Raw genomic sequence first — 25,673 nt, forward strand, 5'->3', positions numbered from 1 at the left:
AAAATAAAATGGAATACTTATTAGATACGGCTAATTTAGAAGAAATAAAAAAATATCAGGAGATTATTAAAATTACGGGAGTGACCAGCAATCCAACTATTTTAAAAAGGGAAGGAAAGATTGACCTGTTTGCTCATCTTCGCAAAATACGTGAACTGATCGGAAACGAAAAAACATTACATGTTCAGGTAGTTTCTGAGGATTGTGAAGGAATGATACAAGATGCTATGACTATCTTAGAAAAAGTGGATTCACTTGTTTACATTAAGATTCCTACGAATGAAGAAGGATTAAAGGCTATACATCAGTTAAAGCAAAAAGGAGTTCATATCACTGCTACTGCCATTTATACAGTGGCACAGGGATTAATGGCAATGGAAGCCGGGGCTGATTTTATTGCTCCCTATTATAATCGAATGGAAAATCTTAATATTGATCCTTTAGAAGTGATTGAAAGTCTTTCTAAAATGATTGAAAAGTATCATTATTCAACAAAAATTCTTGCAGCGAGTTTTAAAAACATGAATCAAGTCAATAATGCTTTTATGAAAGGCGCTCAAACCGCTACGATGGGTGTGGATGTTATTGCGGCAGCATTAAGCCATCCCTCAATCGATAAAGCCGTTAAAGACTTCAATCAAGATTTTAAATCTGTTTACGGACAAGATGCATTGCTCCAGAATTTTTAGTTGACAACTAAATTTTAATCGAGTATGATATAAATCATAAAGGGAGTAGCTAGCCAATAGTGTACTTGTCATCCGTCAATACACGGTGAATTCATCCGGAGCAAGTTTAAATAGCGAGACTTTATTGAAACGTTAAGCGCGTTTTCAATATGGGCTCGCTTTTCGTTTATATACAAATAGGAGGGATATGCATTGGAAACTAGCAAAAAGATTTATCAAATGGATAAGCAGGCATTACTTGATGAGCTGCATTGTTCGAGCGAAGGGTTAGGGGAAACCCAAGTCAAACAAAATCAGCAGAAGTATGGCTTGAATGAGCTGGTAGAAACGAAGAAGAAAAGTATTCTTCTCGTCTTTTTAGAACAGTTCAAAGACTTTTTAGTCATTATTTTATTAGTGGCGGCAACAATCTCCGCAATTTTAGGAGATCATGAAAGTGCCATCGTTATTTTTACCGTGGTTGTCATGAATGCTTTACTAGGAACTTATCAGCAGACAAAAGCGGATCAGTCGATTGACAGCTTGAAAAAACTATCGGCGCCATCCGCAAAAGTTATTCGTGAAGGAAAGCCAATGATCATTCCTTCAAATGAGGTAACGATCGGAGATATTGTCATGCTGGAAGCGGGAGATTATATCAGTGCCGATGGACGCATTATTGAAAATGCCAGCTTGAAGATCAATGAAAGTGCTTTGACTGGTGAAAGTGAAAGTGTAGATAAGCAAGATACGGTATTTGATAAAGATATGCCTTTAGGAGATCGGTTAAATATGGTTTTCTCAGGAAGCTATGTCACTTATGGGCGTGGGAACTATGTAGTAACCAACATTGGAATGGATACGGAAGTAGGAAAAATTGCGGCTTTAATTAAACAAACAAAAGAAAAGAAAACGCCGTTGCAGGTCAGCTTAGATCAGTTTGGACAGCGTTTGTCAATTATCATCTTAATTATCTGTGCAATTATTTTTGGTGTGAGTGCATTGAGAGGAATGCCGATTTTAGATTCCTTTATGTTTGCTGTAGCTCTTGCTGTAGCGGCCATTCCTGAAGCCTTGAGTTCTATTGTTACGATCGTCTTATCATTTGGTACGCAAAAGATGGTAAAGGAACATGCGATTGTCAGAAAACTGCAGGCAGTGGAAGGATTAGGAAGTGTTTCGATTATCTGTTCGGATAAGACCGGAACTCTGACTCAAAACAAAATGACCGTACAAAAATATTTCTTATTCAAAGATGATGAACAGCATTTACGCAAACTTATTTTAGATGGTATCCTATGTAGTGATGCTTTAATTGATGAAGAAGGAAAGCAAATTGGCGATCCTACAGAGGTGGCTTTAATTGATTACGCCATTAAACATGATTTCTCCAGCGATGAAATTCGTAAGGAATACCCTCGTTTATCAGAAATCCCGTTTGATTCAGATCGTAAACTGATGTCAACAACTCATCATATTGGGGGCAATGATGTCATGATTACAAAAGGAGCTGTCGATGTTTTATTGACACGCATGGATCTCAGCGAAGAACAAAAAGAAAAACTGGTTCAGGTAAATCAGGAATTTTCAAGTCAGGGACTGCGTGTACTTGCCTTTAGTTATAAAATGATCGATCACCTCGATTTAACATTAGAAGATGAAAAAGGACTGACTTTTGTAGGTTTAATTGCTATGATTGATCCGCCTCGTGAAGAATCAAAAGAAGCAGTAGCAAAATGTAAGGCAGCAGGAATCAAACCTATCATGATTACCGGCGATCATAAGATTACAGCGGCTGCCATTGCAAAAGAGATCGGTATCTTAGAAAATATAGATGAAGCGGTTGAAGGTATGGAAATCGACCACTTGAGTGATGAAGAATTAAAAGAGTTTGTAGAAAATAAATCCGTCTATGCCCGTGTTAGTCCTGAACATAAAATCAGAATTGTTCGTGCATGGCAGGAAAAAGGACATATTGTATCTATGACCGGAGATGGTGTCAATGATGCTCCAGCCTTAAAACAGGCAGATATTGGAGTAGCAATGGGGATTACCGGAACAGAAGTATCTAAAGATGCAGCGAGTATGGTGTTAACAGATGATAATTTTGCGACAATCGTTAAATCGATTGAAAATGGACGTAACATCTATGCCAATATCAAACGTTCAATTCAGTTCTTATTAAGCGGAAATACGGCGGGGATTATTGTTGTACTGTTGTCTTCATTATTAGCTTTGCCGGTTCCGTTTGCTCCGGTTCACTTGCTTTTTATTAACTTATTGACAGACAGTTTACCGGCGATTGCATTAGGCTTGGAACCCGATCAAAAAGATGTGATGAAAGAAAAGCCAAGACCAAAGAGCGAAGGAATATTAACTAAAGATTTTGTGACCACGATCTTGATTGAAGGTATTGTTATTTCGGTAACGACATTCATTGCTTTTTGGGTTGGAATTACTTATTTTGATACTTTAACTGCACAGACATTAGCCTTTGCAACACTGTGTCTTTCTCGTTTAGTGCATGGCTATAACTGTAAATCGCAGCATCCAGTATTGTTTACCAAACAATTCATGAACAACAAATTCTTATTAGGAGCCTTCTTAGTAGGCGTAACTTTACTGATGAGTGTCTTACTACTCCCAGGATTACATGGATTATTCAGTGTCGCCGATATTTCATTTGAATTATTAGGACTGATCTGGGGATTAGCTTTATCAAATTTATTTGTAATTCAGATCATTAAATGGATAAGAACAAAATTAGTGAATCGCATTTAAAACTGCGGTTCTTTTTTTTATTCACCAATAATCCTCTATGTGGAACAGTGTACTTAGATCGCTGTCATAAACGTGAATAGGATTTTATTATAATAAAAAGACCGATTTAACGGTCTTAGGATTCATGAATCTGTTTAAAATTATATAAAGCACCAATCAGATTAGAATCGTTATTAAACTGACAGACAGTCACTTCCGGTTTTAAAAACTGTTTGGTATTTTCATAGATCGCTGTTACATAGCGATTGATTCCTTCAATGACAGCAGGTTGTTCGCTGATTCCGCCGCCGATACAAATAATATCGGGATCAAACACATATTGCAGGTTATAGCATTGTACGGCAATATTGAAATAAAAATCCTCTAATACTTCTGTAGCGATCGGATCATTGTCTTTAGCTAAGCTAAAGAGTTTTTCCCCACTTAAACTTCCCGGTTCTATCCCTAATAAGTGTTCTGCTTTTTTAAGGGTACCTAAAGTTGAAGAATCGTGACCGAAATATTTCAGCTTTATGCTTTTACGATCGGCATCCATAATAAAATAGCTGGCTTCTCCGGCAACAAGATGATTTCCTCGATGAATTTTCTTATCTTTGATAATTGCACCTGCAACTCCGGTACCAAATGCCAGTACGCAGCAGTTATCGACATCTTTGGCTGCACCAATCCACGCCTCTGCCAAGCCTGCACATTTTCCATCATTTTCCGCTGAGACAGGCAACCCGTCACAGCGCTTTGATAATTCATCGACAATATGAACCTGATCTAAACAAGTAACAGCACCTCCGCCATAGACGATTCCTTTATCAATATCTACTAATCCGGGGCAACTGATGGCAATTCCCTTAATATCTTTTTGCTGATTATAAACAGTAACTAAACTGTCTAAGAATGCTTCCAGATTGTCATTGATTGTAGGAGTTTTTCCTTTTTCAAAGATTTCTCCCATATCATTCATCAATCCATATTTAACAAATGTTCCGCCAATATCAAATACTAAATACATAAATCTCTCTCCTATTAAATTAAATTTGATACATTAAAGTCAATATCATTTTTACCATTGCGTTTTGCACGGTATAAATGAGTATCAACTCGATGTAAAAAGTCTTCTAATGTTTCATTTAGCTGAATTTCACCGACGCCCATTGAAAAGGTAATATTTGTCAGAATCTCATTTTCACAAAAAGGACGCTGTTCAAAGGCCTCTTTAATCATAAAAGCAACATCTTTGGCATCTTTGATTGTCGTGCTTGGCAAAATTACTAAAAATTCATCTCCGCCGATACGGCAAATATTTAATTCATTTTTATAAGTTTCCTTGATCGATAACAGGATCTTGCCTATATATTTGATGACCAGATCTCCGATCATGTGCCCAAATTCATCGTTTACCTGCTTAAAGTTATCACTGTCTAAAAGAATGATAGAAAAAGGAATGTATTCCTTGATAAACTGTTGATAGAGATAACGATAGCGCCGTTTAGCATAGCGGGCATTTTTCAGTTTGCTCAGTGCATCTTCATTGATCTTTTCATTAAGCTTATGAATTTGCTGTGCCATTTCTATTTCTTTTTTTTCTTTCCTCTTGAATAATTTGGAGATCCATGCTGATATCCTCAGAAATCCCAAATGTCCCGCAAATACGATGCTGATGATCATAGAGAGGATATTTATGCGTACGCACAACCCGCTCAATCCCATCTCGGATTCCTTCATACTCAAGAATATCAATCGCTTTTCCCGTTGCAATAATTTCCTGTTCATCCCGATAAGCCAGCTTGGCATGCTCTGGACAATGAGTAAATAATTCATAATCCGTTTTACCAATGACTTCATCTCGGTTCTTTAAATTAAATTTACTGACAAATGCATCATTCACATACAAAAAGCGACTTTCTAAGTCTTTAAAATAGAATACCCGATGCTCTTCTTGGTTTACTATTTCTTTTACTAATTGATACGTATTAATTTGTTTTTCTTCTAGAAAGTAATCAAAATTATCTTTATATTCCACGCTTTTTTCACTCTCTTTTCATATTTTGAAAATGCTTTCAGCACCATCATACTATAAAAAAATGGAAAATAAAAGAGAAAAAAAGAGAAGATGGGAAACCATCTTCTAAGAATTATGCAAAACAATCTTATTTAAAGCTAAGGTCTCTTTTACATCGATTACACGCTGATTTGAACTCCCACGCCAATGCAGTTGATGATCGAGCAGTCCGATCACAAATTTCCCATCTACTAATACATCGATGAGAGGCATGAAGTCTAAATCCTCTATCTCCTCATATAAGAATCCGGTATAGCACCAGATTGTTTTATTAGGAAATTTTTCTTTGATTTCTTCAATTAATTTTCCGACTTCTTCACGGTTTTGCGGATGCAAAGGATCTCCGCCGCTCAGAGTAATGCCGGAAATATAATCACGTCCCAGGATTTCAAATAATTCAGCTTTTGCTTTTTCGTCAAAAACCAATCCGTCATTAATATCCCAAGTGATAGGGTTTTGGCATTGTTCACAGGCATGGGTACATCCTGAAATCCAAAGTACGACACGCAGTCCATCCCCATTCAACATGTCATCTTTGGTAATATCATGATAACGCATTACATTGATTTCCTTTCTTTAATTTCTGCCATCTTGGCATCATTTAAACGAGTATCCCCTTTTACTCTTGAGTAAGATAAATAACCGTTCATACGTTCAATTTTTGTCAGATTAGTACTTCCACAGACTGGGCAGACATCCATGTTTAATTCTTCATGACCGCAGTCATCACAGTAAGAAAGTGATAAATTGACACCTTCATAGAATCCTTTTTTCATTGCACGTTTCAATAATGTTTTAAACGCATCAATATTATAATCGATCGGATATTTTACATACTGGATCTTTCCACCGTTACATAGATCCCAAAAACGTCCCTCACTGTCCTGTTTTTCAATAGGTGTAATATCCTCTGAGACATGACAGTGGAAAGAATTGCTGACATATTCACGATCAGATACATTTTCAATGACACCGTATTTTTTACGGAACTGCTGAATCTGCAATCCGCATAAACTTTCTGCCGGTGTTCCGTAAATGGCGTAGAGGATACCATCTTCTTTTTTGAATTCATTCACTTTTTTATTAATATAATCAAGCACCTCTAAAGCAAAGCTTCCATCTTCATAAAGTGATTTTTTATGATGCAGCTGTTCTAATTCATTTAAGGCTGTAATTCCAAAAGATGCTGTAGAAGATTTAAGCAATGGTTTAATCTTATCGTTTAGTTTCAAGTTACCGCCGTAGAACCCGCCTTCACAGTAAGCTAATGGATTTACAGAAGCTTTCATCTCTCCTAAGTAGTCATATGTACGGATATGCAGTTCACGGATTAAATTCATATAATAATCTAATACTTCATAGAAATCACGTGATTCCTGTTTCGCTTTGGCATAGATCATAGGTAAATGCAGGCTGACTGCACCAATGTTGAAACGTCCGACAAATACAGGTTCATCCTTTTCATCTGCCGGTTCCATTCCGCCTCTTTCATACCAAGGAGATAAGAAAGCACGGCACCCCATCGGAGAAACGATCTTCCCGTATTTTTTATACATACTTGCCACATAGCCTTCACCGCTTAAACTTAACCAGTCCGGATACATGGTCTTGCTTGAACAAAGCACACCGGCTTCAAATAAATCTTCTAACGGTTTTCCTTCACCATGCAGTTCTTCATCATACAAGAAAACAATCTTAGGGAATAAGACAGGCTTTTTACTACCATCTTTTCCTTGACCGATACGACGCACCTCCAACATTTTAAGAGATGCCATTTTTGCGAAGCGTCCTGTTCCGGTTCCTGTAGTTACTGTGATGAAAGGGTAATCTCCGCGAGAAGAAGAAACAGAGTTGAATTTATATTCCCACCCCTGGAATCCTTGTCTGAATTCTCTTTCGATATCTTTTAAAGCAGCTTCTTCTGCTTTTTCCTGTCCCAGTCCCAAGTTTGTATATTTTTTTCTTAAGATTTCATATTGTTTTATTGCATAAGGTTCTAATAATAAGTCTACACTTGGCACGGTAAATCCGCCGTATTGCTGACTGGCAGCAGAAAGAATAATATCCCCGATGACATCAAATGCAACATCTAATGTTTTAGGCTCGTTATACCAAAGGTTCCCCATTTCAAATCCGCCTTTTAAAACATTCTGAACGTCAAAAAGACAGCAGTTCATTGTATCACGGCGAGCTGACATATCATGGATATAAATATATCCGTCACGGCAGGCTTGAAGTTCTTCTGTTGTTAAGAAAAACTTTTGATATAATTCTTTATTTAATTGGTTGAAGATCAAGCTGCGCTTTGTAGAAACAAGGGCACTGTCTGTATTACTGTTTTCTTTATCCCCAATATACATGATCGATTGTGATTTTTTATAGACTTCATCCAGCATCTGCACGAAATCCTGTTTATAGTTACGATAGTCACGATAACTTTTTGCGACTTTAGGATTGGTAGCTTCCAATGCTTCTTCAACAATGTTGTGCATCTGTGCAATATAGATTTCCGGATGTGTTAATTCGCCGACACGTTTTTCTACGATTTCACAGATCTTCTTAATATCCTCATCTGTGAAAGTCACTAAAGTACGGTAAGCTGATTTATTCACAGCGATTACTACTTTTTGGATATTAAATACTTCTTTGGTATTGTCCTTTTTTATAACTCTGATTTCCTCTAATTTCATTTTCCCACTCCTTATATATGACTCATTATAAAATAAAATCTTTTTGATTACTAAAGATGTGCTTAGGATTCTCCATAGCGTAAAATATGCGGTTTTGGATATTCAATGCCAAAGGTTTCAACGGTAACCCTTTCCATTATTTCAGGAACAAGGGGTTCGTTGATATCCACATTAGGATTGTCGGCACGTATTATTTTTTTAGTGGGTACTTGAATGATCCTGTCCACTTCTTCATAACCGCTGATCACTCTGCCAAAAGCAGTGAATTTACCATTTAAACGTTCCTGACAGTGATCGCCGATCACAATAAAAAAATCACAGCCTGAAGCGATGCTGCTGCCATCTCCGCCCATTCCGACAACCCCTTTTTCAAATGCAATCGGATTAGAATGTCCGTTTTCATCAAATTCCCCATCAATAATATATTCACATTTAGGATCATGATTAAATCCGTTGTATGTAAACTGCAGTACAAAATCATAAGCAATTCTTTGAATCGGACGATGATCAAGCAAGCCTTGCTGAATAAGAGTGATCATACTATTGACGGTATTCGGGGCAATGTCCGGATACAATTCAATTTTAATTTGCTTTTGATTATTCAAAGTGATACACATGATTGGATTCATAAAAATACCTCCTTCGCCAAATTATACTATGTCTAAGAGACTATGACAATCGCTATTTTTCTTTTGAAATTGACCGGAAATATAAAAAAACACTGATTTATTCAGTGCTTATCCGCTTTCAATCTATTTTCAATTTATCAAAATAAATGTTCAATCAAAATTTTGATCCCCATCAAGATCAAAATCACTCCCCCAAGAATATCTGCTTTGGATTTGAGCTTGCTTCCGAACAGATGCCCGATCTTAACTCCTATAATCGAGATAATGGCAGTGATTATGGCAATGATCAGTGTTGCATCTAAAATCTCTATCTTAAAGAACGCAAAGGTGATCCCAATGGCAAAAGCATCAATGCTGCAGGCAATGGATAATGGAAACAATGTCGTAAAATCAAAAGCCGGGCAGACTTCTTCTTCCATATGGGCTTCTCTAAGCATGTTAATGCCGGTATAGGTTAATAAAATAAATGCAATCCAATGATCGATCTGGACGATATGAACTGCAAACTGCTTTCCTAATAAATAGCCGATAAAGGGCATCAATCCTTGAAAGAAGCCAAAGTATATGCCTACTTTAATCCCTTTTCCCCAATCCATCTTATGCATAGGCAAACCAAGGCATAAAGCTAAAGCGAAGGCATCCATTGCCAGTCCGACAGCGATAAAAATCATTTCTGTATATCCCATTGTTTTCACCTGACCTTCTTTTCTATACATACGCAGTTCAATTCTATTTTATTAGTATAGATTTTCAATTATAAAAAAGATATAATAAAACCTATAAATTAGATAGGAGGAGTTCCCATGAAAGAATTGGCTTTATTATCATTGCTGGAAAAGAACGCCCGCATGGAAGTAAAAGACTTGGCAATGGCTTTACAGGAGAGCGAAGAAAATGTATTGAATACGATGAGCGATCTGGAAAAACGAAAAGTGATCTGTGGCTATCATACGATGATCAATTATGATCATTTAAATAAAGATGATGTCATGGCACTAATCCAAATCAATGCAGCTCCTGAAAGGGAATATGGTTATGACCGTGTTGCGGCGAGCATTTATAAATTCCCGGAAGTAGATACGATGTATTTATTAAGCGGAGCCTATGAGTTTTTAGTGATTATCAAAGGAAAGACAATGCAGGATGTCGCAAATTTTGTGGCGAGTAAACTGGCGATTATTGAATCTGTAACCGGAACATCCACTTATTTTGTCTTGAAACAGTATAAAAACAATGGGATTGCTTTTGTTGAAGATGAAGATCCTAATGAACGTTTGGTGGTGACACCATAATGTATGAAGAATACTTAAGTCAGAAAGTAAAAGAAATAAAACCAAGCGGTATTCGCAAGTTTTTTGATTTAGCGAGCCAGATGGAGGGGGTTATTTCTTTAGGCGTAGGAGAACCGGATTTTGCGACACCTTGGAAGATTCGTGAGGCGGCGATCTATTCTATCGAAAAAGGAAAGACCTTTTATACTGCTAATCAGGGCTTGTTGGAACTGCGTGAAGAAATTTGCAAATATCAAAAAAGACGTTTTAACTTAGATTATGATCCTATTAAAAATACGATTGTTACTGTGGGCGGAAGCGAAGGCATTGATATCGCTTTACGTGCCTTAGTCAATCCGGGAGACGAAGTTATTTTGCTGGATCCCAGTTATGTTGCCTATATGCCGGGCGTACAATTGGCTGGGGCAACACCGGTCACAATTACATTAACACAGGAAAATCAGTTTAAGCTGACACCGGAATTATTAGAAGCGGCTATCACAGATAAAACTAAACTGCTCTTATTAAATTTTCCTAATAATCCGACCGGTGGCTTCATGACGAAAGAAGACTATGAATTAATTGTTCCGATCATTAAGAAGCATGATCTTTTAGTGATTACAGATGAAATCTATGCGGAACTTAGCTATGATGAAAAGTTCTGTTCGATTGCTTCATTTGATGAAATTAAAGATCATGTGATACTAATCAGCGGTTACTCTAAAGCCTACGCTATGACCGGATGGCGTTTAGGCTATGTGCTGGCAAATGAAACATTTGTTAAAGCGATGAACAAGATTCATCAATTTGTCATCATGTCAGCGCCGACAGCAGCTCAGTATGGAGCAATCGAAGCGATGCGTCATTGTGATGATGAGATTGAAAGCATGCAGCAGTCTTATATGCTGAGAAGAAATTATATTGTGGAAGGCTTTAATAATTTAGGCTTAGAAACTTTTATGCCACAGGGGGCTTTCTATATTTTCCCATGTATCAAATCGACAGGGATGACAAGTGAAGAGTTTTGTGAAGCATTGTTAAGTGATCAAAAAGTCGCCTGTGTACCGGGAACTGCCTTTGGAGATGCCGGTGAGGGATTTATTCGTGTGTCTTATGCTTACAGCATTGATCAGATCAAAGAAGCATTAGGACGTATTGAATTGTTTTTAAATAAAATAAGGAAGTAAAGAGAAGCTGTTTCTGTATGAACTCTCTAGTAAATCTGAAATATTTCAGATTAAGGGATAGTTCTAAAAGAAACAGTTTTTATTTATGAAAATATAAATATTATATTTTATACTTTTGACTTTTAGTAAATATAAATGTGAATGGATTGACTTATACATGGGGCATGGTAAAATTTATTTAGATAAATAATATAAATAATTTTAATAATGTGTATTGGGGGAAATATTATAATCTGTTAAAAGGATAAGTGGGAAAGGGTGAGAATCCACATTGTCTGAGTATCGTTCTAAGCGGGTGGTTTTTTTAGAGAATCAAGAAGGGAGCAGTGACTTATGAAGAAAATTATATTATGTGTTCTCGCGCTTTTAATTGTTGGATGTCAGAAACAGGAACCTAAAGTACAAAGTTCAAATTGGTATATGGCTGTGAAATCCACCCAAAAAGATTCAGAGTATGCACCATTTTCAAACGAGGCATTTCTTACCGACAGTTTTTTGGAAGAAATAAAAAAAACAAAAGGAGTAGAAGAGGTTCAGCCGATCTATATGTTTGATACAAACTTGATTGAGCCGGGTAAGTTAGATAGTCCTTATGGGAACGTGAAAGTGTATAGAAACAATGATTTAGAAGCTGAATATTTTTATGATCCGACTAATGATGAAGTAAAGAGTTTTGTATTAATAAATATTTGGGGATATCCTCAGGGGTTAGATATGAGTAAGTTTACCGCTTATCAACGTAAAAGGGAAATAGCTGAGGGGTGTTATTTGAGTGCTGATGTTGCCCAACAATTGGGAATTAATAACTTGGATGATAATTATGAACTGGAAATTTATTGTTTAATCCCAGTGAGCAATACTATTGATGAATCCATGTTTGAAGAAAATCCTGAGCTTGTTCAAGATGTGACGAATGATAAGCAGTTGTTATATCCATATACACTAAAAATTAAAGTAGCAGGCATTTTGAACCCGGGAATTTCTTCGTCGTGCGGACAGCTTTATATCCCATTGGAACAAATGCAAAATTTGATAAATGAACATCAAATCGAAGAAGTGAAAACAAATAATTATATCGTGAAGATTAAAGAAAGTAGTGCTTTAAAAGAGATACAATCTTTGGATAAAGATTTAAAGATAAAACAATATCCTTTAGAAAGTACAGCGAATATAAAAAAGACCAACTTGAATTAAACAAGTTGATCTATTAGGATGAACTTTAATGTTCATCTTTTTTATTAAATACGATTCGCAGCTAAATAACCTTCTTCAATTGCACGATTGATATCGGCAGCACGATCATGGCAATCACCGACATAATCTACTTGAATGCCTTGATCAATCAATGATTGAGCATCAAACGCATTAGGTTTAGCTCCTACCGCTAAGATGACATAATCACAAGGGAGTGAAACTAGACCTTCTTCATTTTCAGCCTCTACTGCAGAAGCTGTGATTTTTGTCACTTTTGTTTTTGTCAGCAGTTGTACATGATGTTGTTTAAAAGCGGCAAACATTGTAGGCTTAACCGTTGTGGATTCTTCTTTTGCGATTTCCTCCAGCATTTCTACGATTGTTACTTCACAACCCCTTGTAGCAAGCAATTCAGCTGTTTCAGCCCCGACTAAACCACCGCCGATGACAACCACTCTTCCTCCTGGCAGTTGCTCATGATTTAGAACTTTCCATGCATCATAAACATGAGGGAGGTCATGACCTTCAATAGGTGGGATCGCATTGTGTGCCCCCACAGCGATAATCACAGCATCCGGCTGTTCTTGTGCGATACATTGGGCACATGCCTGATGTCCTAATTTTAAATGAACCCCTAAGCGTACAGCTTCTTCACTTAAATAGTGAATCGCTCTTGTCATTTCTGATTTACGAGGCGGCACAGATGCAATATTTAGCTGACCTCCCAATGCAGTTTCTTTTTCAAACAGAGTAACCTCATGTCCTTTTAAACGAGCAACACGAGCAGCTTCCAATCCAGCCGGTCCACCTCCGACAACCACCACTTTTTTCTTATTTTCAGCGGGAGTTATGACACGTTGATATTCATATCCGTTTTCTGCATTTAAGACACAGCTTAGGAATTGACGATTTTGAATGGCATCCGTACAGCCTTTGTTGCACATCATACATTGACGAATGGTTTCTGGTTTTCCTTCTTCTAATTTCTTGACAAAATCAGGATCACATAATAAAGAACGTCCCAAACCAACATAATCACAATATCCATTTTCAATCAGCATTTCGGCATTTTCAGGTGTCAAAATGCGTCCTACGCATGACACTGGAATTGATACAGCTTCTTTGATTCTTTTAGCGTAATCTTTCATAAAATTGTAGGCACGGGTTCCCATAGCTGGAATAGTATCATTCATATTTCCGGTATGATTCGCCTGTCCGACATGCAGTGTATCTACACCTGCCTCTTGGAGCAGTTTTGCCAGTTTAATCGCTTCATCGATTTTCAGACCGCCTTTACCTATTGTTGGGTTATCGGTAACGATTGGCAGTTTATAGTCAATCATGATATCAGGCGCATTATCTTTAATAGTCCTAACGACAGCTAACGCAAATTTGATACGATTCTCAAAAGAACCGCCGTATTCATCTGTACGATGATTCAATATCGTTGAGCATAATGCCCCAACCATTCGATCGCCATGAACTTCAATCGCATCGATCCCTGCTTCATTAGCACGTCTGACACAATCTCCCATTTTAGAAAGAATGGTATTTAATTGTTCGTGTGTTACTTCATCAATATAATGAAGCATATCATGATGCAGCTTGGCACGTGCTGCCTGCATATCCCCTTTTTGGAATAATTCAGCGAGGGCATCAACATCATATTCCGGATGGAATAATTGAATTCCTAATTTACAGTCATAAGAATGCAGAGCATCTGCGAGCTTCTTATAGGCTTCTGTCTGGTCATCTTTAAATAATTTTGGTGTAGGTGATACCGTATTTACCGGTGCTACATCACCTAAAACGATATACGCAGTGCCGCCTTGGGCAAGACGTTTATAGAAATTGAAGCTTTGTTCACTGATTGACCCATCTTTATTTTCATACCCGGTCGTCATTGGCGGAAACATTACTCTGTTTTTTAAAGTAATCTTTCCGACTTTTAATGGTTCTAATAATTTCATTTATCTTCCTCCTTTTTTAATACCATTCTCTCTATATTATAATGATAGCACTTACATATATATAAAACATACGAAATAATTAAAAAAACATATACTTTTATGTATATGTCACTGCTTGGTTAAATTCTTATAGTGCTGTTTATAAGTACGGGGACTGATTCCAACTTGCTGTTTAAAGGCTTTGGAAAGATGGTAGGCAGAAGAATAGCCTAAATCCTGAGCCAAATAGGTTAAACTTTCGTTTAAAAGCAGGCGCTGCTGAACATAATGAATCTTTTGCTGCTGAATGTACTCTCCCGGTGATAAATTCATGATGTTTTTAAAAGCTTTATACAAGACACTGGTTGAAACACCTAATTCCTGAGCCATTTCATATAGTCGAATCGGCTCATGGAAATGCTTCTGAATATAAGCAATCGCATCATTGACTAAGGCTATATGAGGAGAATGAACGGTAATAATGGCATCTTCTTTTCCACGCTTTAACTGTGCACGCATAATAAAGACAATAATACGTATCAAAGCAGAAGTGATGATGCTTGAATAGCCAATATCTTTTTCCTTGGCTTCATTGACAAGGCGTTCAAACATTTCCGAAAATCCTCGTATTTCGTTTGGATAAACGAGAGGTCCATGCTTCGTCAGCAAAGATAAGAACTGAGGCTTTAAATGCAGGGGCTCCATATCAAAATGAAAATAGTAATAGGCATAGGCTTCTTCTCCTTCATTCTTAGAGATGTTGACCTGATAAGGTTCTAAAACTAGAAAACTTCCTTGGGGACAATGATATTCTTTATTGCCGATAATCGTTGTAGAGCCTCCTTTTTTATAATAGACGATCTCAATATCATCGGTAGTATAGCGGATTTGGGTATCATGTTCTTCTTCCCATAAGCCAAAACTATGGATCTGGAAAGTCATTTGACTTAATAATTCACTTAATTCATCATTTTCAAATTTTGATGTTTGAAGCTGCGTTTGAATATACATATAGATCACCTCTCTTTATTGTAACGCAGGCTTGTCTTTTGGGAAATAGCTTATTCAAAAATGAACAGGAATTAACTAATGATTTTTAATAATGAACATCTATTGTAAGTTCATTTCAGATAGACTAAGATGGATTTAAGGAGGAAGGAATAATGCAGGTAAAGAAAGAAGAAATAAGACAAAAGATATTAGATGTGGCAGAAGATGAATTCTTAAAACGCGGATACGAGAGTGCGTCGATGCGCATCATTGCAAAGAAAGCCAATACGACTCTTGGAAATATCTATCATTATTTTCCTAATAAAGAAGCTTTGCTGGTAGAATTGCTGACTCCCACTTTGGATAATTTAGATATCGGATTAGCCAATCATCTTAAATTAACGGATATCTCATATACTTTGCAAGACCTGATCGATTATATTGATCGCTATGAACAGGGTGAAGATTTTAAAGAGTTAGATTTTTTGCTGGATAAAAAGATTGTGATTCTTTTAGAGTTAAACAGCAGTTCTTTGCTGGCAAGAAAGCAAAAATTGCTTGATGAGTTTAGCGATCATCTTTCGTGGCATTTGGGAATGGGTGAAAAAGACGGCTCATACAGTAAGATCATCATCAATATGGTTACGGATTGTATTAAACAGGCTTTGTTAGAGAATGAAACGTTCATTGAAACAAGAAAAGAATTTATTAAATTATTTCGTTTCTTCTGTACGGGCATAGCCACACGTTATAAATAGGAACACTTGCTTTTTTAGTCAGTGTTTTTATTATCGCTGAAAATAAAAAAGGGGGGCAATAAAATGATTCGTGTAAACCAATTATCAAAGTATTATCAAAGCGGTGAGAAACAAACTGCCGCATTGGATCATGTCAGCTTTGATATCAAAGAGGGAGAATTTGTTGTGATTTTGGGACCATCGGGAGCAGGTAAATCCACTCTGCTGAATATCTTAGGGGGAATTGATGAGCTCAGTGAGGGAGACGTATTTATTGATCGGCAGTCTATTGGGCAATTGAGTGAGAATGCCTTGTCTAGCTATCGTGCCAATCAGATTGGATTTATTTTTCAGTTTTATAATTTAATACCCACATTAACCGTCTATGAGAATATTGCCTTGATGAAAGAGATTAAAGAAGATATTTTAGATCCTATGTATATATTAGAAAGAGTAGGGTTAAAGGATCACGCAAAAAAATTTCCCAGTCAGCTTTCCGGCGGAGAACAGCAGCGTGTTTCAATTGCCAGAGCGGTAACGAAAAATCCAAAGGTTCTTTTATGTGATGAACCAACCGGAGCGCTGGATAGTGAGACTGGATGCAAGGTGCTGCAGCTTCTTTGGGATATTTGCCGAGAATACCATAAAACGACTATTATCGTGACACATAATGCCAATATTGCTCAAGCTGCAGATAAAGTGATTACAGTTAAAAATGGAAAAATCAAAGATATACAAATAAATACTCATCCGGTGAGTATTCAGGAAGTAGAGTGGTAGTTATGCTAATTAAAAAAATGCTGAGAGACATTAAAGTCAATAAAATACCGTTTATTGCTATTTTCTTAATGATGTTTATGGCAAACTTTATTTTTTCGGGGATCACCAGTGAATACCATGGATTACAGTCAAAGTTTAATCAGTATATCGAAGAAACACAGTTAGCTGATGGCTGGGTTTATGGTTCGCTGTTTGAAGAAGATAAAATAGAGGAATTTAAAAATGATCCAAGTATCCAGGAGGCTGAAGGAAGAATTCTTGTTCCCACAACAGTATCGAACCATCAAAAACAATCGATTGATCTTTATGTAAAAGAGGAAGATACACTATCTAAGTTTAAAGTGATTGAGGGTGTAAGCTATCAAAAAGATATTGATGGTATCTGGCTGGATGCACAATTTGCAGCTGCAAACAGCTATCAGCTACATGACACGATCACTTTAGAATATCAAGGAATAAAGTTGGAAAAAGAAATTGTAGGATTAGGGTATCATCCCGAATATATCTATAGTGTTAATGACGGGCAAATGGTACCAGATCATCAAAACAGCGGATTTGCCTTAATGAGCAAAGCTTATTTTCCCTACCCAATGGCATATAATCAGCTGTTAATTTTAGGGAAAGGTGATTTGAAAACGGCAGTTCAGGATCATTTTTCACAAGCTATATTGCTGATGCAGAAAGATCATTCTGCTTACTTAATGGTTAGTGAAGAGATCAATCAGCATAAAGAGATTGGTATTTTATTTGTTTGTGCTTTTCTATTCATTGCCGCATTGGTCACAATGACGACTTTACATCGTCTGCTGAGTTCACAAAGAATGCAGATTGGTGTATTAAAATCATTAGGCTTTAATAAGCGGCAGCTGTTTATTCACTATATCACGCATAGTACCTTTGTCTGTCTCATGGGGGCATTGTCAGGTTTCTTTCTTGGCTATCTAACATTGCCGCCATTACTGCTCAATTTTATGAATGAGATGTATACGATTCCGGATTTAAAAGCACAGCTGCTGCCTTATACTTGGCTTTTGCCATTAGGCTGTACACTGTTATGTGGTGTGATTTCTTTTCTGATCTGTCGTAAGTATCTGCGTGGAAACGCTGCTAAGATAATCAATGGCAATACGAATGAAAAGAAATTTAGACCTTTGCCATTTTGTGCATTATGGCAGCATTTATCTTTTTCAAGTCAATGGAACGGACGTGATATTTTCCGTAATAAACTGCGAAGCATAATGAGTGTTCTTGGGGTAATTGGCTGTGTTTCCTTACTTTATGGTGCTTTTGGACTTTATACTTCAATGAATCATTTGACCGCTTGGAACATGGATACGGTTCAAACTTATGAGACCAAAGTAATCGGTGATTTCAGTGATGAAGCTTATACCCGGAAAATCAAAGCACTTATGGATGGGGAGACAATAATGGAAAGCGGTGTCGAGATTCGGCAGGATCAGCAGTCACGTTCTGTCACCTTTACTGCACTTGAGTCTCAGCACTATCTGCATCTGATGATAAATGAAAAAGAAGAAATCGAACTGATGGATGGGCTGGCTGTTTCTAAAAATATTGCGGATGATCTAAATCTCCATATCGGAGATTCGCTTCAATGGAAATTAAATGGCAGCGACCAATGGCTGACCAGCACAATTACAGCGATCATTCGTACTCCTCTTAATCAAGGGATAACAATAAAAAAAGAAGAGATGAAACGCTTAGGCATTGTCTATCAACCTACCTCAATTATAGGACATGCCTTGGATGAATCTTTGTTAGAATCAGAATTTACGACTAGTATTCAAAACAAAGAAGATTTACAGGCTGGGTTAGATACGATGATGCAGGCATCAATCATGATGTGTACGGTCTTTGTCATAGCGGCAATGTTATTAGGCAGTGTTATCCTTTATAATTTAGGAACCCTTTCCTATAATGAACGCTATTATGAAATGGCTACATTAAAGGTGCTTGGCTTTTCCGATTCAAGGATTCGCAGACTGATGATTCAGCAGAATCTATGGCTGAGTGTGATCGGCATCATCTTGGGGTTACCGGTGGGATATCAGTTTATTTTAGTGCTGCTTTCGACCGTTCAGGCAACGATTGATATGACTGTTTATATTCCTATCTCTATTTATCTATTAAGTATTTTAGGGACTTTACTGCTGTCATGGGCGATCAATCGTCTGCTTTCAAGAAAAGTTTATCATATCGATATGGTTGCAGCATTAAAAGCTAACGAGTAAAACAGTATGGCAACATACTGTTTTTATGGTATAGTGAGTGGAAAACCGCAAGATTCATGAAAAGAAGGAATATTATTTTTGTTATAATAGCTGGCGTTGGGAGGGAAAAAGATGTCAAACAAAGTGATCAGTGTTATATCCGTCATTGACTTTATCGAAGCAAATTTGACTAAAAAGCTGGATCTCGACCAGGTGGCTCAGGGGGTTCACTATTCTAAGTATCATCTGCATCGAATTTTTAGTGAAACAATCGGACTCAGCATTCATGAGTATATCGTAAGAAGAAAGCTGAGTGAAGCCGCAAAGCTGTTGGTCTTTTCTGATCATTCGATCTTAGATATTGCGCTTCTTGCTGGTTATGAAAGTCAGCAGGCATTCAGTGCCATCTTTAAAGAAATGTATAAGAAAACACCTTATCAATATCGGGAAAACGAGGCATATTACCCATTACAGCTGCGCTTCAATCTAAGCGAAAAGCCTAAGCTTAAACAACGAGACTGGCAGGCTCACATTCAGCTGGCAGTGAAAGAAGATTTGCCTTTGTGTTTAGAACTGGTGTATCAGATTGTAGATGGTTTTCCTAATCTTCAAGAGGAGGAATATCTTGCAAGTATAGGAAGCTTTATAGAAAAGAAACAAGTATTTATACTTAAAGAGGAACATTTGCTGATTGCGATGATGGCTTTTGATCGAAGCAGTGGAAATATTGAATTTTTAGGTGTTCATCCTCAGTATCGAAAACAAGGCATTGCGAAAGCTTTTTTAGAAAAACTTATTGGGGAAAAACTTATCGACCAAACGCCTTGCATCACAACCTTTCGGAAAGGAGATAAAGCAGATCCTGGTTATCGAAAGGTTTGGGAGCATCTGGGGTTTGCGGAAGCTGAATTGCTGAAAGAATATGGCTACCCTACTCAAAGAATGATTTTTATAAAGGAGCGAACCGATGAATGAAGAAATAGATACAGTGAATCTATTAGCTAAAGATTATAACTTTATAGGACTGCTTAAATTTGCTTTTCCTTCAATGGTCATGATGGTTATTATGGGACTTTATACGATTGTTGACACGATCTTTGTTTCAAATTTGGTGAATACAGATGCCTTGTCCGCTATTAATATTGTCTGCCCGGTCATTAACATCATTGTTGGTGTGGGAGCAATGCTTTCAAATGGAGCAAGTGCGATTATTGCCCGCAAAATGGGAGAGGGTAAAAACAAAGAAGCACGTCAGAATTTTACTTTAATCATAATAGTGGGATTACTATTGGGAGCTGGCATTACCTGTTTAGGTTTACTTTTTTTAAACTCGATGATATGGGGATTGGGAGCCAGTGAGGTGCTTTATCCTTACTGCCGTGATTATTTATTGATTTTACTGCTTTTTATTCCTGCCAGCATGCTGCAGATGCTGTTTCAAAATTTAATTGTAACAGCCGGCAGACCGGCTTTTGGAATGATCCTGTCGATTGGAGCGGGAGCAGTGAATATCGCATTGGATTATCTGTTTATGGTACCTTTAAATATGGGGATCAGGGGATCGGCATTGGGAACCGGGATTGGTTATTTGATTCCTGCTGTGATTGGACTTTACTTTTTTACCCGAAATAAAGGAGGACTGTATTTTGAAAAGCCCCGACTGGATGGGGCTATGCTTTTAGAAAGCTGTTTGAATGGGTCATCAGAAATGGTAAGTCAGGCAGCAGCGGCAGTCACTACTTTTTTGTTCAACAGCATCATGATGCGTCTTTTAGGAGAAAACGGAGTGGCTGCTATCACGATTATTATCTATACACAGTTTTTATTAACGACGCTCTATATTGGCTTTTCGATGGGAGCAGCTCCGATAATCAGTTATAATTACGGAAGTCAAAATCATGATCGGCTAAAAAGAATGGTGAGGATGTGCCTGTCTTTTATCTTAGGTACGTCTGTCTTAATCTTTATATTTGCACAATTGTTTACTTCTGCATTAGTGGGATTATTCTCAGATCAAGTGAGTACAGTTTATCTCTATGCTCGTCATGGATTCTCTTTATTTTCATTCAGCTTTCTTTTTTGCGGGCTCAATATTTATTCATCTGCACTGTTTACAGCGTTGTCTAATGGCAAAATTTCAGCTGTCATATCTTTTTTACGGACATTCGGTCTGATTACCACAGCATTGCTTATTTTACCAGCTTATATTGGTGTGAATGGGGTATGGCTGGCGGTTCCGATTGCAGAGGGAATGACGATGATCCTTGCGGGAGTGCTACTGTTGGGGTATAGAAAAAAATATCATTACTTATAAAAAAGACTGATTCCATCATTGAAATCAGTCCTTTTTTCTATTTAGTCAGTGAAGTAAAATCGCCATGCAAAATTGCGTGAATATTCTTTGATATTTGATCAATCGACCAATCCCACCATTTTAAGTCAAGAAGTCTCTCAATTTCTTCTTTAGGAAAGCGGGGACGAATGACTTTAGCGGGAATACCGCCTACGATTGTATATGGCGGAACATCTTTGGTCACAACGGCACGAGTGCCAATGATTGCCCCGTCACCGACCGTGACACCGGCTAGAATCACTGCTTCATAGCCAATCCAAACATCATTGCCGATAATAATGTCACCCTTATTATCCCAAGCTTCTTTAGGACTTATGCCATGCTCCCATTCATCATAAAAAATGGGGAAGGGGTATGTGGATAAAGAATCTAAAGTATGATTAGCACTGTTCATTAAAAATTTTGCACCACAGGCAATGGAGCAGAATTTGCCAATAATCAGCCGATCCTGATTAATAGGATAATGATACAATACATTATTCTTTTGAAAGTCTCTTGGATCATGAATAAAATCATTATAGATTGTAAAATCACCAATTTGGATACGTTCATCCATAACAGCGTTTTTTAAATAAATAGTTTGTGTATCTCCTAAACGGGGATATAGTTTTGTTTTATCTGGAATCATCATTATTTCTCCTGTTCTGTTAGTTACTATTGATCATTCCAGTTACAGCAATGCAGCGTTTCACACTATCCCTTCTTTCTATTTTTTATTTTATCACAATAGGGTTTACATCGGTATGGATTTTTGAGAGGATAGAAACAGAATAAAAAGAAAGGAGATCTAGTATGACCTATATAGAAATGAAAGATGAGGATATTTCAAAAATAACGGATCTCTATATCCGTACGTTTAATCAGGAACCATGGAATGATCACTGGGAAGCGTGGAGTGTGCAAAAGCGTCTGAATCAGATGGCGAAGACACCCGATTTTTATGGTTTGATGATGTATCAGGACGATAGTTTAGTTGGCTTTATTTTAGGTAATCAACAGCAATATTATGATGGTATTAAGTTCGAGATTAAAGAGTTTTGCATCGATCCTCATCATCAAAGCGGCGGGTATGGGACCAAGTTGTTAGCGGAATTTGAAAAACGTCTGTTAGTGCAGGGCGTTGATGAGATTATTCTATTGACTTTAAAAGATCCGCGAACAGAAGGCTTTTATCATAAAAAAAACTATGTGACTTCCAATGAAATGATTATGATGAATAAAAAGATCAGAGGAAAGAAAAATGGCGGATAAAATGCTTTGTGTGTTGGCAGGCTATGATGATCAAACTTCACAACGGCTGGACAAGCTCAAAGAATGTTTGAAGCATTTTGAAACTCAGGAAACGAAAGGACTGCCTCATCACATCACATTATGCAGTGTTCCAACTGAAAGAGAAGCAGAAATAAAAAAAGCGATGATAGGTGCGGCTGAGGATATTAAGGCTTTCCCCATTACATTCAATCATATCGGCATATTTGGTGGGGCTAAGGTGCTGTTTATATCACCAGATGTCAGCTTTTCTTTGCTTAAACTTAAAGAACGATTTGGCGACAGCTGGAATTGGACAGCGCATACGACTATGCTGATCAGTGAACCGGATATGATCATTAAGGCTTCCTCTGTTTTATCAAAAACATTTAAAGCGTTTGTCGGAAAAGTAGATCGTTTGTATCTTTATGAATTTTTTCCTGTTCGACAGATTTGTTCTATAAAACTAAAAAAGAGCGATAATGCTCTTTAGAGACAGCTTTGAAAAGCTGTCTTTTTTAATACCATAATTCGTTCATTGTGTATATCTTTTTCTCCATTGAAAGAGAACCCCGGCTTTTTATATAAATTTAAAGCCACTGTGTTATCCTCATATAAGCTTAAATACACTTCATCATAACCATAGCTTTCAAAAATATGCTGAATCAAAGCAATCAATGCTTTTTTGCCATATCCCTTGTTTTGCTGACTTTTGTCAATTAAAAAGCGATCCAGCCAGACACGTCCGTGATCTCCTTCTTTTTTCCATAATCCATACATGGCAAAGCCGATCAATGTGTCATCGTCGTAGATGCCGACAGGTCTCCATAAGGATAAGGCATCGGCCTCTTTTAAACAATCCTCCACCGATTCGATAAAATGCGTCTGATTAGGAAGAAGGCTCAGCTTCAGCAAATCCGATCTGTTTTTTTTACTGGCGGGTAATAATCGTATCATTGTTTCACCTCATTATTATGATAACACGATTTTAATATTAATACGATCTTAATACGGATAATAGTTCCTTAACACTATTCTTATTTTTGCTATGCTAGACTGAAAACGTAATAAGGAGGGGTTATACATGAATTGGATTGTCATAGGCATTGGGATCGCCGCTTTAGGCTTTCTGATGTATCTGGTTAAAATATTATTGTGGGGGGACAAATGATGACATCGGTATGGATTCAGATAGCATTCTATTTAATTATTTTAATTGTATTAGCAGTTTTGTTAGGCAATTATATCGGGAAAGTAATGAATGGGGAAAAGGTATTTCTAAGCCGCCTTTTAACGCCTATCGAAAAAGGGATTTATAAATTGTTAAGAGTGAATGTAACAGATGAGATGAACTGGAAAAAATATGCGGTTAGCGTTTTAGTTTTCAGTGGTATCTTCTTTATTCTTTTATTTGGCATACAGGTTTTACAAGGGGTTCTTCCACTAAATCCTGAAGGCTTGAAGAATGTCAGGTGGGACTTAGCTTTTAACACGACTTCAAGTTTTGTGACGAATACCAACTGGCAGGCTTACTTAGGAGAAAGCACCTTATCCTACTTTACACAAATGATGGGATTAACTGTGCAGAACTTTGTCTCGGCAGCAGTGGGAATTGCTGTATTATTTGCTTTGATTCGTGGTTTTATAAAGGTTCAAAAACAGGGACTAGGTAATTTCTATCAGGATGTGACACGTATTATTCTTTATATTTTGATTCCTTTATCTCTTGTTTCATCTGTTGTCTTAGCCTCTCAAGGCGTTTCTCAGAATTTTAAGGGTTATGAACAAATTGATCTTGTAGAACCGATTGTTTTAGAAGATGGTACAGTGATTGAAAAAGGGGTAGTTCCGTTGGGACCGGCAGCAAGTCAGATTGCGATTAAGCAGTTAGGTACAAATGGCGGGGGCTTTTACGGCACTAATTCGGCTCATCCTTTAGAGAATCCAAATAATGTGACAAACGTGATTGAAATGCTTTCTATTTTATTAATTCCGGCAGCTTTATGCTTTACTTTCGGACGTAATATTCATGATCGTCGGCAAGGAAGGGCAATCTTTGCGGCGATGTTTATCGTTTTAACTTTAGCGACATCTGCCATTGTTGTCAATGAACAGATGGCAACACCGCAGCTGTCTCAAAATCAAACCGTCGATCTTACGACCAATCAGCAATCAGGCGGAAACATGGAAGGAAAAGAAAGCCGTTTTGGTATTGCTGCTTCTTCAACTTGGACTGCTTTTACGACAGCGGCTTCAAATGGTTCGGTTAATGCGATGCATGACAGCTATACACCGCTGGGAGGAATGATTCCAATGATCTTAATGCAGTTAGGGGAAGTCATCTTTGGCGGCGTTGGCTGCGGATTATATGGAATGCTTGGCTTTGTCATTCTAACGGTATTTATTGCCGGATTAATGGTGGGCAGAACACCGGAATATCTTGGCAAGAAAATAGAGCCTTATGAAATGAAAATGGCAGTTGTTTTATGCTTAGCGACTCCTATTGCGATTCTGATAGGAAGCGGTATTGCCGCAATAGTGCCATCTGTAGCGGATAGTTTAAATAACAGCGGTGCGCATGGTTTTTCTGAATTATTGTATACGTATACGTCTGCTGGGGGAAATAACGGTTCTGCCTTTGCCGGATTCAATGCGAATACGATCTTTGTGAATATAAGCACTGGGTTATCTATGCTTTTTGCCCGCTTTGCTCCGATATTAGCTACACTGGCAATAGCCGGAAGCTTAGTAAAAAAGAAAAAAATAGCGACAGGGGCAGGCACCTTAGCTACTCATAATGCAATGTTTGTCGGGCTGCTGATCTTTGTTATTGTGTTGATCGGGGCATTAAGCTTCTTTCCAGCATTAGCATTGGGACCGATTGCCGAATTCTTTGGTATGTGATAGGGGGA

General features: G+C 37.5%; 24 protein-coding genes. 13 read left to right on the forward strand and 11 right to left on the reverse strand.

Annotated elements, in window-relative coordinates; translation table 11 throughout:
* Positions 1–8: 8 nt before the first annotated feature.
* Positions 9–689, forward strand: a complete 681-nt coding sequence (locus ACLRVU_RS05920; protein ID WP_412891119.1) for a fructose-6-phosphate aldolase — start codon at positions 9–11, stop codon at positions 687–689.
* 219 nt (positions 690–908) lie between these two features.
* On the forward strand, positions 909–3,449 hold the full coding sequence (locus ACLRVU_RS05925) for a cation-translocating P-type ATPase (RefSeq protein ID WP_412891176.1): 2,541 nt from the start codon (positions 909–911) through the stop codon (positions 3,447–3,449).
* Positions 3,450–3,564: 115 nt separating this feature from the next.
* Here ACLRVU_RS05925 and ACLRVU_RS05930 read toward each other — a convergent pair whose 3' ends face one another.
* The 7 genes from ACLRVU_RS05930 to ACLRVU_RS05960 form a co-directional block, all read right to left on the reverse strand.
* Positions 3,565–4,455, reverse strand: coding sequence for an ROK family protein (locus tag ACLRVU_RS05930; RefSeq protein ID WP_412891120.1), 891 nt, complete (start codon positions 4,453–4,455; stop codon positions 3,565–3,567).
* A gap of 14 nt (positions 4,456–4,469) precedes the next feature.
* A complete protein-coding gene (locus ACLRVU_RS05935) occupies positions 4,470–5,012 on the reverse strand; it encodes a GGDEF domain-containing protein (protein ID WP_412891121.1) in 543 nt (180 codons plus the stop codon).
* Positions 4,993–5,466 carry a PAS domain-containing protein gene (locus tag ACLRVU_RS05940; RefSeq protein ID WP_412891122.1) on the reverse strand — a complete coding sequence of 158 codons (474 nt, stop codon included), beginning with the start codon at positions 5,464–5,466 and terminating at the stop codon, positions 4,993–4,995. Before ACLRVU_RS05940 ends, ACLRVU_RS05935 begins: the two co-directional genes overlap by 20 nt.
* A gap of 105 nt (positions 5,467–5,571) precedes the next feature.
* A complete protein-coding gene (gene nrdG, locus ACLRVU_RS05945) occupies positions 5,572–6,063 on the reverse strand; it encodes an anaerobic ribonucleoside-triphosphate reductase activating protein (protein WP_412891123.1) in 492 nt (163 codons plus the stop codon).
* Positions 6,063–8,195: an anaerobic ribonucleoside-triphosphate reductase gene (gene nrdD, locus ACLRVU_RS05950; RefSeq protein ID WP_412891124.1), complete on the reverse strand. Its 2,133-nt coding sequence runs from the start codon at positions 8,193–8,195 to the stop codon at positions 6,063–6,065. Before nrdD ends, nrdG begins: the two co-directional genes overlap by 1 nt.
* Positions 8,196–8,257: 62 nt before the next feature.
* Positions 8,258–8,824 carry a peptidylprolyl isomerase gene (locus ACLRVU_RS05955; protein WP_412891125.1) on the reverse strand — a complete coding sequence of 189 codons (567 nt, stop codon included), beginning with the start codon at positions 8,822–8,824 and terminating at the stop codon, positions 8,258–8,260.
* A 137-nt stretch (positions 8,825–8,961) separates the two neighbouring features.
* Positions 8,962–9,510 carry a manganese efflux pump MntP family protein gene (locus tag ACLRVU_RS05960; protein WP_412891126.1) on the reverse strand — a complete coding sequence of 183 codons (549 nt, stop codon included), beginning with the start codon at positions 9,508–9,510 and terminating at the stop codon, positions 8,962–8,964.
* A gap of 117 nt (positions 9,511–9,627) precedes the next feature.
* Between ACLRVU_RS05960 and ACLRVU_RS05965 the strand changes: the two genes are divergently transcribed.
* The 3 genes from ACLRVU_RS05965 to ACLRVU_RS05975 all read left to right on the forward strand — a co-directional run bounded on the left by ACLRVU_RS05965 (position 9,628) and on the right by ACLRVU_RS05975 (position 12,476).
* On the forward strand, positions 9,628–10,116 hold the full coding sequence (locus tag ACLRVU_RS05965) for an Lrp/AsnC family transcriptional regulator (protein WP_147552213.1): 489 nt from the start codon (positions 9,628–9,630) through the stop codon (positions 10,114–10,116).
* Positions 10,116–11,282 carry an aminotransferase class I/II-fold pyridoxal phosphate-dependent enzyme gene (locus ACLRVU_RS05970; RefSeq protein ID WP_412891127.1) on the forward strand — a complete coding sequence of 389 codons (1,167 nt, stop codon included), beginning with the start codon at positions 10,116–10,118 and terminating at the stop codon, positions 11,280–11,282. The genes ACLRVU_RS05965 and ACLRVU_RS05970 overlap by 1 nt, the downstream gene beginning before the upstream one ends.
* A 333-nt stretch (positions 11,283–11,615) precedes the next feature.
* Complete coding sequence (locus ACLRVU_RS05975) at positions 11,616–12,476, forward strand: hypothetical protein (RefSeq protein WP_412891128.1); 861 nt, start codon at positions 11,616–11,618, stop codon at positions 12,474–12,476.
* Positions 12,477–12,520: 44 nt separating this feature from the next.
* Here ACLRVU_RS05975 and bilR read toward each other — a convergent pair whose 3' ends face one another.
* Both bilR and ACLRVU_RS05985 read right to left on the reverse strand, forming a co-directional pair.
* Positions 12,521–14,446 carry a bilirubin reductase, long form gene (bilR, locus tag ACLRVU_RS05980; RefSeq protein ID WP_412891129.1) on the reverse strand — a complete coding sequence of 642 codons (1,926 nt, stop codon included), beginning with the start codon at positions 14,444–14,446 and terminating at the stop codon, positions 12,521–12,523.
* A gap of 108 nt (positions 14,447–14,554) precedes the next feature.
* A complete protein-coding gene (locus ACLRVU_RS05985) occupies positions 14,555–15,436 on the reverse strand; it encodes a helix-turn-helix transcriptional regulator (protein WP_412891130.1) in 882 nt (293 codons plus the stop codon).
* A gap of 152 nt (positions 15,437–15,588) precedes the next feature.
* Here ACLRVU_RS05985 and ACLRVU_RS05990 point away from each other — a divergent pair, with 152 nt between their 5' ends.
* The 5 genes from ACLRVU_RS05990 (at position 15,589) to ACLRVU_RS06010 (ending at position 21,474) form a co-directional block, all read left to right on the forward strand.
* On the forward strand, positions 15,589–16,173 hold the full coding sequence (locus ACLRVU_RS05990; RefSeq protein ID WP_412891131.1) for a TetR/AcrR family transcriptional regulator: 585 nt from the start codon (positions 15,589–15,591) through the stop codon (positions 16,171–16,173).
* Between the two features lie 63 nt (positions 16,174–16,236).
* Positions 16,237–16,932, forward strand: a complete 696-nt coding sequence (locus tag ACLRVU_RS05995; RefSeq protein WP_412891132.1) for an ABC transporter ATP-binding protein — start codon at positions 16,237–16,239, stop codon at positions 16,930–16,932.
* Positions 16,933–16,934: 2 nt separating this feature from the next.
* Positions 16,935–19,181, forward strand: coding sequence for an ABC transporter permease (locus tag ACLRVU_RS06000; RefSeq protein ID WP_412891133.1), 2,247 nt, complete (start codon positions 16,935–16,937; stop codon positions 19,179–19,181).
* 111 nt (positions 19,182–19,292) lie between these two features.
* Complete coding sequence (locus ACLRVU_RS06005; protein ID WP_412891134.1) at positions 19,293–20,135, forward strand: GNAT family N-acetyltransferase; 843 nt, start codon at positions 19,293–19,295, stop codon at positions 20,133–20,135.
* Entirely contained in the window at positions 20,128–21,474 is a 1,347-nt protein-coding gene (locus ACLRVU_RS06010; protein WP_412891135.1) for an MATE family efflux transporter, read from the forward strand. The genes ACLRVU_RS06005 and ACLRVU_RS06010 overlap by 8 nt, the downstream gene beginning before the upstream one ends.
* 37 nt (positions 21,475–21,511) lie before the next feature.
* Here the strand turns inward: ACLRVU_RS06010 and ACLRVU_RS06015 are convergent, their stop codons facing one another.
* Positions 21,512–22,144, reverse strand: a complete 633-nt coding sequence (locus ACLRVU_RS06015; RefSeq protein WP_412891136.1) for a CatB-related O-acetyltransferase — start codon at positions 22,142–22,144, stop codon at positions 21,512–21,514.
* A gap of 161 nt (positions 22,145–22,305) precedes the next feature.
* Here ACLRVU_RS06015 and ACLRVU_RS06020 point away from each other — a divergent pair, with 161 nt between their 5' ends.
* Positions 22,306–22,764: a GNAT family N-acetyltransferase gene (locus tag ACLRVU_RS06020; protein WP_412891137.1), complete on the forward strand. Its 459-nt coding sequence runs from the start codon at positions 22,306–22,308 to the stop codon at positions 22,762–22,764.
* A complete protein-coding gene (locus ACLRVU_RS06025) occupies positions 22,754–23,254 on the forward strand; it encodes a 2'-5' RNA ligase family protein (RefSeq protein WP_412891138.1) in 501 nt (166 codons plus the stop codon). Before ACLRVU_RS06020 ends, ACLRVU_RS06025 begins: the two co-directional genes overlap by 11 nt.
* On the opposite strand, the gene ACLRVU_RS06030 is transcribed toward ACLRVU_RS06025, so the two are convergent.
* The gene (locus ACLRVU_RS06030; protein WP_412891139.1) at positions 23,251–23,718 is read right to left on the reverse strand and encodes a GNAT family N-acetyltransferase; all 468 of its coding nucleotides are present in this window, start codon (positions 23,716–23,718) and stop codon (positions 23,251–23,253) included. The two genes, ACLRVU_RS06025 and ACLRVU_RS06030, sit on opposite strands and share 4 nt — an antisense overlap.
* A gap of 210 nt (positions 23,719–23,928) precedes the next feature.
* On the opposite strand from ACLRVU_RS06030, the gene kdpA reads away from it, so the two are divergent.
* Positions 23,929–25,665 carry a potassium-transporting ATPase subunit KdpA gene (kdpA, locus tag ACLRVU_RS06035; RefSeq protein ID WP_412891140.1) on the forward strand — a complete coding sequence of 579 codons (1,737 nt, stop codon included), beginning with the start codon at positions 23,929–23,931 and terminating at the stop codon, positions 25,663–25,665.
* Positions 25,666–25,673: the final 8 nt, after the last annotated feature.

Source organism: Beduini sp. (assembly GCF_047239305.1).
Taxonomy (GTDB): Bacteria; Bacillota_I; Bacilli_A; order Erysipelotrichales; family Coprobacillaceae; genus Beduini.